At 45.2% G+C, this 12,039-nt stretch carries 8 protein-coding genes; 6 read left to right on the plus strand and 2 right to left on the minus strand.

What is annotated here, in order from left to right; translation table 11 throughout:
* The first annotated feature begins 481 nt into the window (after positions 1 to 481).
* The 4 genes from GCHA_RS05425 to secF all read left to right on the plus strand — a co-directional run bounded on the left by GCHA_RS05425 (position 482) and on the right by secF (position 6,447).
* Positions 482 to 2,656 (plus strand): glutamine synthetase III family protein, encoded by a 2,175-nt coding sequence (locus tag GCHA_RS05425; RefSeq protein ID WP_007985928.1) that lies wholly within the window; start codon positions 482 to 484, stop codon positions 2,654 to 2,656.
* A gap of 223 nt (positions 2,657 to 2,879) precedes the next feature.
* Positions 2,880 to 3,464: a hypothetical protein gene (locus GCHA_RS05430; protein ID WP_007985929.1), complete on the plus strand. Its 585-nt coding sequence runs from the start codon at positions 2,880 to 2,882 to the stop codon at positions 3,462 to 3,464.
* A gap of 173 nt (positions 3,465 to 3,637) precedes the next feature.
* Positions 3,638 to 5,464: a protein translocase subunit SecD gene (gene secD, locus GCHA_RS05435; protein WP_007985930.1), complete on the plus strand. Its 1,827-nt coding sequence runs from the start codon at positions 3,638 to 3,640 to the stop codon at positions 5,462 to 5,464.
* Positions 5,461 to 6,447, plus strand: a complete 987-nt coding sequence (secF, locus tag GCHA_RS05440) for a protein translocase subunit SecF (RefSeq protein WP_007985931.1) — start codon at positions 5,461 to 5,463, stop codon at positions 6,445 to 6,447. Before secD ends, secF begins: the two co-directional genes overlap by 4 nt.
* An 88-nt stretch (positions 6,448 to 6,535) precedes the next feature.
* Here the strand turns inward: secF and GCHA_RS05445 are convergent, their stop codons facing one another.
* Positions 6,536 to 7,336, minus strand: a complete 801-nt coding sequence (locus GCHA_RS05445; RefSeq protein WP_007985932.1) for an RMD1 family protein — start codon at positions 7,334 to 7,336, stop codon at positions 6,536 to 6,538.
* Between the two features lie 305 nt (positions 7,337 to 7,641).
* Positions 7,642 to 8,991: a glutathione-disulfide reductase gene (gene gorA, locus GCHA_RS05450; RefSeq protein WP_007985934.1), complete on the minus strand. Its 1,350-nt coding sequence runs from the start codon at positions 8,989 to 8,991 to the stop codon at positions 7,642 to 7,644.
* Positions 8,992 to 9,257: 266 nt separating this feature from the next.
* Between gorA and prlC the strand changes: the two genes are divergently transcribed.
* Both prlC and GCHA_RS05460 read left to right on the plus strand, forming a co-directional pair.
* Positions 9,258 to 11,300, plus strand: a complete 2,043-nt coding sequence (gene prlC / locus GCHA_RS05455) for an oligopeptidase A (protein ID WP_007985936.1) — start codon at positions 9,258 to 9,260, stop codon at positions 11,298 to 11,300.
* Positions 11,301 to 11,331: 31 nt separating this feature from the next.
* A complete protein-coding gene (locus GCHA_RS05460; protein ID WP_007985939.1) occupies positions 11,332 to 12,039 on the plus strand; it encodes a DNA-3-methyladenine glycosylase I in 708 nt (235 codons plus the stop codon).

The raw sequence follows: 12,039 nt of genomic DNA on the forward strand, positions 1-12,039 counted from the left end.
GTATATACGTTTCGCAAGCGTTCAATGATTTGATTAGTGCTTTTCTAAAAGACCGCTAGTTCACGTTGGTGTTTATCTGGGCGTAAAGCCACGGCACAAAATAGCAAAAGAGTCCAAACTCGCCATAATCCCACTTAAAAACGAGGCCCACACGTCAAAAGCACTATTTTAGTGCAACAAACAATAACCCGAAGTCTTGCTGCACTAAAATGGATCTCCGTGCTCTTTCCATTTAGCGGATTAAGGGGTATGCGATTTTTTGTTAAGCAAATTTTAAAAGTGTAAGCCTTTGTTTTAATTAATTTTAAATTAACCAAATGGGAAATTATTAGCCTTTTTAAATAAGTTTTAGCTGAATCACGTTAAACGCCATGTTCTGGCTCGTTTATTGAATAGCCAAACCTAGTAGGAAAGTCGCATTTTACCGGTACTTTTGCCACTGCACAGACTCACCCCAATATCCATATATAAAGGAACAACTATGTCGGGCCATGCTTCACGTTTAAACGCAATTACACAAATTACTAACAGAGCACCAAAAGAGTGCAAGGCAACAAGCCCGCTAACAGACATTTGGGCAACCGATGTATTTAGTCTCGCTAAAATGGAAGAAGCTCTGTCTAAAAATGCCTTTAAAGCGATGAAAAACACAGTGACCACCGGCGCTCCGTTAGACCCAGCTACTGCCGATGTAGTGGCCTCAGCCATGAAGGTCTGGGCTATTAGTAAAGGTGCCAAGTTCTTCTCACACATCTTTTACCCAATGACCAACATAACCGCTGAAAAACACGACGGGTTTATTATCACTAACCCTGAGGGCGCAGCTATCACCGAGTTTACGGGTAGCCTACTGATTAAAGGCGAGCCTGACGGTTCATCATTCCCTAACGGCAGCTTGCGTATGACCAACGCGGCCCGTGGTTATACTGCATGGGATCCAACCAGCCCTGCCTACATTATGCATACTGCCAATGGGGCGACCTTGATGATCCCCAGCGTATTTATTTCGTGGACAGGCGAGGCATTAGATAAAAAAATTCCATTGTTGCGCTCAAACGCCGCCATGGACAAAGCCGCGCGCAAAGTGCTTAGCCTGATGGGCGAACAAAGCATTGCTCCGTTAAACGCCAGCTGTGGAGCCGAGCAAGAGTACTTCTTAATAGACGAACATTTCGCCAATTTACGCCCTGACTTACTATTAGCAGGACGCAGCTTATTTGGTGCATCACCAGCCAAAGGTCAGCAATTCGATGATCATTATTTTGGTGCTATTCCTGCCCGCGTGCAGGTTTTCATGCAAGCATTTGAAGATAAACTTTATCGTTTAGGTATTCCTGCCAAAACACATCACAATGAAGTGGCGCCGGGCCAATTTGAAATAGCCCCTTATTTTGAGTCATCAAACGTGGCTGCAGACCACCAACAGTTAATGATGACATTGATGAAAAGCACGGCAAAAGAGCACGGCTTCTTGTGCTTGCTACATGAAAAACCTTTCGCTGGAGTCAACGGTTCAGGCAAACATGTTAACTGGTCTGTGGGGAATGCGACGCAAGGCAACTTGCTAGACCCAGGTAGCACGCCACACGATAACCTGAACTTCTTATTGTTCTGTGGTGCAGTTATTCGCGGTGTACATAAACATGGAGGCTTGTTGCGCGCGGTTATCGCTTCAGCTTCAAATGATCATCGTTTAGGCGCCAATGAGGCGCCACCAGCAATTCTATCGGTCTATTTAGGCGACCAGCTAGAAAGCGTATTTAAAGACATCAAAGCCGGTAAATTGCTTGAAAAAGCTAAAGGTGGCTTGATGGACTTAGGCTTATCACAAATATTGAAGTTTGAACGTGACCCTGGCGATCGTAACCGCACCTCTCCTTTCGCGTTTACTGGTAACCGTTTCGAATTTCGCGCAGTAGGGTCGTCTCAGTCGGTGTCAGGCCCGCTTGTTGCAATGAACACCATGCTCGCCGACTCATTAGACTGGATTGCAGAGCGACTTGAGGCCGCGTTAGCCAACGGCACAGATCAAACCGCGGCTGTTATTGTCGTACTAAAAGAGCTAATGGAGCTGCACGGCGATGTAGTGTTTGGTGGCGACGGCTACAGTGAACAATGGCACAAAGAAGCTGTTGAGGTACGCTGCCTTAAGAACCTGCCCACCAGCGCCGATGCGTTACCAGAATTTAAAGCGCCAGAAGTCATCGATTTGTTTGTTAATACGGGCGTGTTATCAAAAGACGAATTACTTAGTCGCTTTGAAGTGTACGCTGAGCAATATATTTTATCGCTAGAGGTAGAAGCTAAGCTGGTTATCGATATGGCTACCACCCAAATATATCCAGCGGTTACTCAGCATCTAACCCACCTTGCCGATGTAAGCCAAACCTTGTCTGGCCTTAGCTTGAGTTTAGAAAACACTGACTTAAGCGAAGCAGTTGAACAAGCTAACGCGATGATGAGCGCGGTAAAAGAGCTTAAAGTGGCACTGGCTGAGCACAGTTTTGCCAGCACAGAGGAACACATGACCTTTAGCGCCAAAACCATATGCCCGCTGTTGGTTAAGGTACGTGAACACGCTGATACCCTTGAAACCATGGTCGCAGATGATTTATGGCCACTGCCTAAATATCAAGAGATGTTGTTTATTAAGTAAATAAACTTCAGTCCAAAAACACTGGCTTGAAATAAAGCGTAGTAATACCATTCCACGTTAATAAGTGATCACTTATTAATGCGGATTGGTATAACCCCAAAAAAGGAGCTTAGGCTCCTTTTTTATTAGCGTCTTTAGTATTTTGTCACACTTTATTTGTTGTGTTTGTGTGTTTCGCTACTATGATGGCATGTCTCTTATTTTCGGATTAAATTAACTTTCCATGTTGGTTTGGCGCGCATTTGTATTCAGCTTAACGATTGCCCTTGTTTTGGCGATATCTTCCCCTGCCCGCGCTGCAGAGCATTTTGACAACTCAAAACAAGCCAATAGTGCAGTTCAACTCTTTCACTATAATGCGAACTCAGTCAGTAACTCACAAAGTAGTGACGCAAATACTCAATACAATAAGGTTTACGTATTTCGCCAAGCCTTAGCAGCAAAGCTGAAAACGCTAGATCGCAAAAAAGCCCCTGACAAACTACCTGATAACCACGCCCCTAGTAAAAAAGAGGGCAATGATTCTCCTGATTATCAGGTTGTTATTAACCACAATGTCAGCTTACCTCCGTTTGAGCGTCAAGCTGCAAGTGCGTTTGGTTCAGTATTTCAAAGTGAACCGAACTTTGTTCTATTATACGAATTTCTACCGGAAGTATTAGGCCTAAAATATTTTTTGGCGCCCCTAACCACCAATAATGCCGTTCCTTGGTATTTACGCCCTGATGCGTCAAGTACTCATAGCCGCCTTGCCGGCTGGAAAGACGGTAATACCCAGTACACCGCGACCATTACCTACCTAAGTTAGCTCGTTCTCGCGCCATTCTTTTTATGGCCTACCTACTTTATGTTGCTCAAGTACCTAAGCGTACTTAGCTAGCGAATTTTTCGTGCTTGCGTATGACTGCGCTTGCACCTCTCGATTGGACCTAATGCTTTAGATTTTAAGCTGAACCAATCGGGTTATTTAAGAGAACGAACATGCGTAAATCTACTTCAAAGCCCAAGTATACTTGGCAAATTTTAGTGATTATTGTCACTGTAATCATTTTAGGCTTGAATGCCATTCCGACATTTTATGGCAGCAACAATGCCTTACTCGTCAGTGCCGTTAACCCTACCCAAACATTGCCTAATACCCAGAAACTGCGCGAGTTGATGCAGCAACAACAGGTCGATGTTGAGCAAATTATTAACGGTGAAAGTGATAGTAAAATCGTTATCGAAGGAGACGACGAAACCCTTATTCAGGCACAAGCTCATCTTAAAAACACCTTGGGTGACGATTACCAAGTGCGCTTGGGTAGTCAATCTGCCGCACCAACTTGGCTGCAAGGTATGGGTATGTCGCCGATTAAACTCGGATTAGATTTGAGTGGCGGCGTACTGTTCGTGCTTGAAGTCGACACCAATAAAGCGGATCAAGAACGTTTAGGCAATGCTAAAGACGAAGCGCTACAGATTATTCACGACCAAGGTCTGCGCGGTATGAGCGTAAAATTCGTCGAGACTGAAAATAAAATCAACTTACACTTTTTAAGTCACCAAGCCGCAAGCGTTAAAAGCGTTGTCAATGAGCTACAACAACGTTTACCCGGTGTTACATATTCCTCTAGCGGTGATCGCGATGGAACATTGGTATTTTCAGAGCAAAGTATTACCACCTTTCATCATGAGATCATGGCTCAAGCCCTGACTACGTTGCGCGGACGCATTGAAGAGCTCGGCATTACCGAAGCGGTGACTCAGCGCCAAGGTCAAAATCGTATCCGTATTGAGCTTCCTGGAGTGAAAGATCCTGAACAAGCCAAACGTATTATTGGTGCAACCGCCTCGCTAGATTTCTATGAAATGGCGCAAAGTGGCACCGTAGGTATCAAGACCTTTACTGATGAAAACGGGCGACGTTTACGTTTAGCTCCAAAGCCTATCTTCACTGGCTCAAATATTGAAAACGCGACGTCTGGCCGCGACGAGATGGGCGTTGCATTAGTGAACTTAGCGCTTGACGGCATAGGCGGTAAAAAGATGTCTGAATTCTCTAAAGACAATATTGGCAACCCTATGGTGACTATATTTTCTGAATACCATAAAAACAGTGCCGATGAGATGGTCAAAAGCAGCAAGGTTATCAGCGTTGCTACCATTCAAAGTCAACTAGGCAATCGTTTTAGCATCACCAATTTAGACAGCCCACAAGCAGCGTCCGATTTAGCCCTACTTTTGCGTGCAGGTTCATTAGATGCACCCATTACCATAGTGCAGCAACGTACTATCCAAGCATCACTAGGACAAGAAAACGTCAGCAACGGCATAATGGCACTCGCCATAGGTTTAGGCATCACCCTGCTCTTTATGGGCTTGTGGTATCGAAAGCTTGGGCTTATCGCCAATACCAGCTTGGTACTTAACTTGATTTGTTTGTTGGGATTAATGGCGCTACTACCTAACGTGGTGCTGACCTTACCTGGTATCGCCGGCCTAGTACTCACAGTCGGTATGGCTGTCGATACAAATGTGCTGATCTTCGAGCGCATAAAAGAGGAGCGAAAACGAGGACGCAGTAACTTTCTGGCCATCGAAACTGGCTATAAAGAAGCGTTTGCCACCATATTAGACGCCAACGTTACCACCATGATCACTGCGCTTATTCTGCTTAGCATTGGCTATGGCCCCGTAAAAGGGTTTGCGATGACCTTAAGTTTGGGCATTTTAACCAGTATGTTCACAGGCGTCTTTGTCGCCCATGTTCTTACCGCCCTGGTTAAACCGCAGATCCCAGTTAAACAGCAGGAGCTAAAATCATGAGCACAAGCACATTGAAAACGAAAAACGGCCTTCAAGGTACTGGCAAAACAGTTAAGCAATCCAAAGGAGCACATTCCCCCATGGCTATGTTCAGTAAAGTTCGCTTGGCAGGTTTCTACTTAGCCATTTCTTTAATGTTGCTTTCAGCCATTGGTTTAGGTTTTAAAGGGTTGAATTTAGGCTTGGATTTTACCGGTGGGTACATGACCGAGTTCACCACTTCGCAAAGTATCGACAAAGGGCAAATGCAAAACCAACTCGGTGCAAACCTGTCGGGAGACTTTGAGCTAAGCAGCAGTGCAGCGAATACCCATTGGACAATCCGTCAAGCTGATGGTGCCGCCCATGTAATCGATAAAGACTGGTTAAACACCTTTGCCACTCAATCTGGCTATGACATTGCTCCACAAGATTCGGTGTATATCGGCTCTCAAGTAGGTTCAGAACTGATCGATAATGGCGGTTTAGCTCTGATAGTCGCCGCGGTGGCCATGATGATTTACCTAACATGGCGTTTTGAATGGCGCTTAGCTTGCGGCTCCCTGATGGCTTTAGTACATGACGTGTTAGTTGTACTGGGCTTATTCGCTTGGCTAGGTTTACCCTTTGATTTAACTGTACTTGCCGCTGTGTTGGCAATTATTGGTTACTCATTGAATGACTCAATTGTTATCGGTGATAAATTGCGTGAAGTCATGCGCGCCAAAACCAATATGAGCATGAGTGACATAGTCGATACCGCGGTTAAATCAACCTTAACCCGCTCGCTTATCACCTCAGGTACAACGCTGGCGACGATAGGCGCAATCTGGATATTCGGTGGCCAACCGTTACAAGGCTTCGCGATAGGTCTATTCGCAGGTGTCGTATTCGGTACGTTATCGTCTATTGCGGTATCGGCGACTATTCCACAACTCATCGGCTTGAACCCGGAGTTTTACCAGCATCGCGCCCAAGAGTTGTTACTCAACGATGAGCCGTAAGTAACGCGCTAACGCTTAGAATAGCCCATCAAAAAAGCCCGCTACTTTGCGGGCTTTCAAGGTTAACAATATGCTTGACTTGACTCGCTTATAAGCCAAGAAGCATTTGTAATTCTTTGGCACCAAACATCACTATTTCTACCGCGATCAGAATGATAATAATCCACTCTAAAAACGATGAATGCTGGTGGTTTTGTTCCCCTGCAAGCATGTCGAACAATTCATGTATAGTGGCTAGTTTTTTGGATAATAAATCCACCCTTGGGTGAATTTCCAAATAGCGAGCAGCCAAATTGTAGGTGCTTTCATATTCTGGATACTCCCAGAAAAACTCCGGTGTATCGAGTAACCCGTAGTGCAAAATAATGTCACTTTTAGTACTAAACAACTTACCGCGGATCTTCGCTATGTTGCGTCTAGATAGTTTAATTTTACCGGTTTGTGCCAAGGTTTGCGGAATATGCGCATGATCTTGGATCGTTTGTTGAGCCTGGCTTTCATACTCATTTAACTTCAACGATTGTGCTAACGCGTGACTAATAGCCAGACGCGCCAAATGATCGTCTTGGGCTAAACTGATATTGTCTTGACTAATGCGTGATTCCGGCGCATTCAGGGTAAACCTAAAGTGCTCCTGACTCGCATTGGTTAACAGGCCTTCAGCTAAATTCAAGCGGTGCAACAGCGCCAAGCGCTCGTCTTCGTCTATGCCCCAAAAAACCGCGATGCCATAATCAAATAGCCAGACTTCACCACCAGGCAAAGCAATGTGCACTGCATCACGATAACGTGCGCCGCGTTCAGCATTTAACCAATCTTGTTCAGAGCTTAGAATTGACTCTTCATTACCCAAATAAATCGCAGAAATACGATCATTACTAAAGTTCACAAATGTCCGGTAGGCCTGTGGCCAGTAAGATAAAATCGGCGCTAATGTAAGGCCGATTTACATCCTTGTACAGTAGAATTTTTGCGCAATTTGAAAATAATTTTCGCTGTGAAAACACCGCCAAATAGCAAGCTAAAATGTGCCCTAAAAAATACGCCTATGTCGCTTACACCTTTGACACCCCTGCGCCGCACAGCAATAAAAAAACGCCCTTATTAATAAATAATAAGGGCGTTTATCAACAATCATTTAACGCTTTATTCAGGCAATGTTTCGCGCTGAAACCACGCCATTGGCAAAAGTAACTAGTTCAGGGTCACAAACTCTTCAGCACTTGTGGGGTGAATCGCCACACAGGCATCAAAATCAGCTTTGGTTGCGCCCATTTTCATAGCGACAGCAAAGCCTTGCAGAATTTCATCCATACCGTAGCCGATACCGTGCAATCCAACGACTTTTTGCTCTTCACCCACACAAATTAGCTTCATGCGTGTCATTTGTCTGTGGCTGGTCACCGCTGTATACATAGCAGCAAAGCTAGAGTTGTATACTTTTACATTGTCTTCACCAAACTCAGCTTGAGCTTCAAGCTCGGTCAATCCCATAGTACCTATTGCTGGGTGGCTAAAGACAACGGTCGGAATTAAGGTGTAGTCCATATGAGCGTCTTTCTGACCATTAAACAAGCGCTCTGATAGTAAGCGGCCTGCTTTTACTGCAACGGGCGTCAATTCAACTTTACCTATGTTGTCACCTACCGCGTAGATACCATCAACACTGGTATTTTGGTATTTATCCACCGCGATATAGCCACGCTCATTGACCGTAACGCCCGCTTTATCAAGGCCCATATTGTCATTGGCTGGTATACGGCCTATCGCCCAAATCACGCAGTCAGCTTCGATTTTTTCACCACACTCAAATGTCAGAGTTAAGCTGCCATCTTCGTTCTTTTCTAGTTTTTCAGGGATACGATGAGTATGCAAAGTGGGGCCGTCTTTTTCCATGATCTCGACCAAGGTCTGGCTCAACATACTATCGAAAGAACGAAGTGGTGCGTGCTTACGTACCACCAAATGGGTTTCACTGCCTAATGAGTGCAATACACCTGCTAATTCAACCGCGATGTAACCTGCGCCAACCACCACTACACGTTTAGGTTGCTCGGTTAGCTCAAAGAAACCATCAGAATCAATACCTAGTTCGGCACCTGGAATACTTGGCGTAACCGGACGCCCACCAGTAGCGATAAGAATATGATCAGCCGTGTATTCCTTGCCATCGACCTCAACGGTATTTTTGTTTACGAAACGAGCGAAACCGTTAATTACAGTAATGTCATTGTTGCCCAGTACACGATCGTAAGAGGCATGAATCCGCTTAACGTAGGCTTCGCGGCTTTCTACCAGTTTTTTCCAGTCAAATTTGTTGACCGTCACATCGAAACCGTAATCGGGGGCATAATGATTGATGGCTTCTGCGACTTGGGCACCGAACCACATGGCTTTCTTAGGCACACAACCAACATTCACGCAGGTGCCTCCAATGAGACGCGCTTCTATCAAAGCGACTTTTTTGCCATGCTTTGCTGCTCGATTTGCTGAAGCGATACCACCGCTGCCGCCGCCAATACAAATATAATCAAAATCTGCCATCTCTACTCATCCTAAATTATTAAGCTGTGGGTACACGATATAAGGTTCGTCTCTACAAAGACAAATGAATTTTTAAATCGAGCTAATCGATAATAATAAACCTGAGCATTATAGACCCAAGATCAATGGATTATCTTACAGGCAAATAATCATGTCTCAATGCAGCATAAACAGCATGATTTTTAGCTAACTCGAACCGACCACTTGAATTTCACCATGAACTGCCTTACTTACTATTCATTATTTCCTCGACAAAAGAGTTCATTATGTCCCTAAGCCCGCTGCAAGATTTATCTGGATTACCGCGTTTTTCAGACATTACCCCGGATCAGATTCAGCCTAGCGTTGAACAAGCCATTGAAGATGCCAAAAAGACCATTGAAACCTTGCTTGCTCAGCCCAGTTACACCTGGGACAACTTTGCGGCTAAATTAGAAGACAAAGACGACGAACTTGGCCGTATGTGGTCGCCTGTATCGCATATGAACTCTGTGGTGAGCAATGATGAGCTACGTGAAGCGCACGACGCTTGCTTGCCATTATTGTCGGAATACGGCACTTGGGTTGGTCAACATAAAGGTTTATATCAAGCCTATCTACAGATTCAAAACAGCGCTGAATTCGCCGAGCTCGACGAAGCAAAACGCAAAGTGATTGACAACACAGTACGCGATTTTGAATTATCTGGCGTCGGCTTAGACGATGACAAGAAGCAACGCTACGGCGAGATTAAAAGTCGCCTATCAGATTTATCTTCAACCTTTAGCAACAACGTAATGGACGCCACCTTAGGTTGGCAAAAGCACATTACCGACGAGAAAGAGCTAGCCGGTTTACCTGAATCAGCATTAGCCGCGGCTAAGCAACTCGCCGAAAGTAAAGAGCTAGACGGATGGTTATTCACCCTTGATATCCCAAGCTATTTACCGGTAATGATGCATGCAGACAACCACCTACTGCGCGAAGAAATGTATCGCGCTTTCACCACACGCGCTTCCGATCAAGGGCCAAATGCCGGCAAATGGGATAATGGCCCGCTTATCGACGAAACCATGGCATTGCGCCAAGAATTGGCCGAACTGTTAGATTTCGCAAACTACGCCGAGCGCTCATTGGCCACTAAGATGGCCGAGTCGACCACACAGGTTAATGGTTTTTTACAAGACCTAGCTAAGCGTTCAAAGCCTCAAGCTCAGCAAGATCTGCAAGAGTTAACTGAATTCGCTAAAACTCAATTTGATATACCTGAGTTACAAGCCTGGGATTTAGCCTATTACAGCGAAAAACTCAAAGAGCAAAAATACGCTATTTCAGACGAAGCGCTACGTCCTTATTTCCCTGCACATAAAGCAGTAGACGGCCTATTTGAGGTTGTTTCGCGTTTATATGGCTTAAACATCACCGAACGCACTGGCGTTGACAATTGGCACAAAGATGTACGCTTTTTTGATATCAAAGATGCCAAAGGTGAGTTACGCGGAAGTTTTTACTTAGACTTGTATGCCCGTGAGCACAAACGTGGTGGTGCCTGGATGGACGAATGCCAAACACGCCGCGTAAAACCAGATGGTTCAGTGCAATTACCTGTAGCGTACCTAACCTGCAATTTCAGTGGTCCTGTGGGTGATAAGCCTGCTTTGTTTACCCATGATGAAGTTATTACCTTGTTCCATGAATTTGGTCATGGCATTCACCACATGTTGACCCAAATTGATATTGCTGGCGTATCAGGCATCAATGGTGTGGCTTGGGATGCAGTAGAGTTACCCAGCCAATTTTTAGAGAACTGGTGCTGGCAGCCTGAAGCATTAGCGTTTATATCAAGCCATTACGAAACGGGCGAGCCGTTACCGCAAGACTTGTTAGATAAAATGCTTGCGGCGCGTAACTTCCAGTCGGCCATGCAGATGGTACGTCAGTTGGAATTCAGCATGTTCGATTTCAGCTTACACGAGCAATACAACGCTGAGCAGAAAACCTCGGTTCAGGCCTTATTAGACGACGTGCGCAGCCAAGTTTCTGTGGTAATTCCACCTGAGTTCAATCGCTTTCAGAATAGCTTTGGGCATATCTTTGCAGGGGGTTATGCCGCTGGATATTACAGCTACAAATGGGCCGAAGTATTATCCTCAGACGCCTTTAGTCGTTTTGAAGAAGAAGGCATATTTAACCAACAAGTCGGCCAAGATTTCTTGAACAACATTCTAGAAAAAGGGGGCAGCAAAGAGCCAATGGAGCTATTTGTAGCATTTAGAGGCCGTGAGCCAAAAGTAGATGCCTTATTACGCCACAGCGGCATTGAAGGCTAATCCCCAATCGATCTTTGAAATAGGAGTAAGGGTGAGCGACAACGTTTTAGCTAATTTAGAAGATTATCACGCGATTTATCAACGGGCATGCGAGCGCAAAGGCGGCCCTAATGCAGTAGAATCGTTACTCAGCGAGCCCTTATCTGATAACGCCATCGCCCATTTGGGCGATGATCGTTTTTTAGCAGAATTTAGCAAAAAAGTTTTTCAATCCGGTTTTGTGTGGCGAGTCGTTCGCAATAAATGGCCTGAATTCGAACGCTTGTTTTTCGAGTTTACAATCGACAAAGTCCTTATGATGCCAGATGAAATGCTGGAAAAGCGCGCGCAAGACCCGGCAATCATCCGTAATTACAAGAAAGTCCAAACCATTCGCGAAAATGCCATCATGATCGATGCGGTTCGTCGTGAGCATGGCAGCTTTGCGCAGTTTGTCGCAAATTGGCCGGCTAACGATATTATTGGCTTGTGGGCATATTTAAAGAAACACGGCGCACGTTTAGGAGGCAACACAGGCCCCTACGCCCTGCGTGCGTTAGGTAAAGACACCTTTTTACTGACACGCGATATCACCAGCTACTTTACCCGTCGAGGTATTATTTCTGGCGGTGTGAATTCCAAGCGCAGCTTAAACGCTATTCAAGCATCCTTTAATCAGTTACAAGAGCAAAGTGGCCGTTCGATGCAAGCCCTTAGTATGTTGATTGCGTTCAGTGTTGGAGACAATTTAGCCAGCTGA

It is taken from the genome of Paraglaciecola chathamensis S18K6, assembly GCA_000314955.1.
GTDB lineage: Bacteria > Pseudomonadota > Gammaproteobacteria > Enterobacterales > Alteromonadaceae > Paraglaciecola > Paraglaciecola chathamensis.

Coding starts and splice junctions, on each gene's coding strand:
- GCHA_RS05425 (WP_007985928.1), top strand. CDS start 482: ATGTCGGGCCATGCTTCACGTTTAAACGCAATTACACAAATTACTAAC.
- GCHA_RS05430 (WP_007985929.1), top strand. CDS start 2,880: ATGTTGGTTTGGCGCGCATTTGTATTCAGCTTAACGATTGCCCTTGTT.
- secD (WP_007985930.1), top strand. CDS start 3,638: ATGCGTAAATCTACTTCAAAGCCCAAGTATACTTGGCAAATTTTAGTG.
- secF (WP_007985931.1), top strand. CDS start 5,461: ATGAGCACAAGCACATTGAAAACGAAAAACGGCCTTCAAGGTACTGGC.
- gorA (WP_007985934.1), bottom strand. CDS start 8,991: ATGGCAGATTTTGATTATATTTGTATTGGCGGCGGCAGCGGTGGTATC.
- prlC (WP_007985936.1), top strand. CDS start 9,258: ATGTCCCTAAGCCCGCTGCAAGATTTATCTGGATTACCGCGTTTTTCA.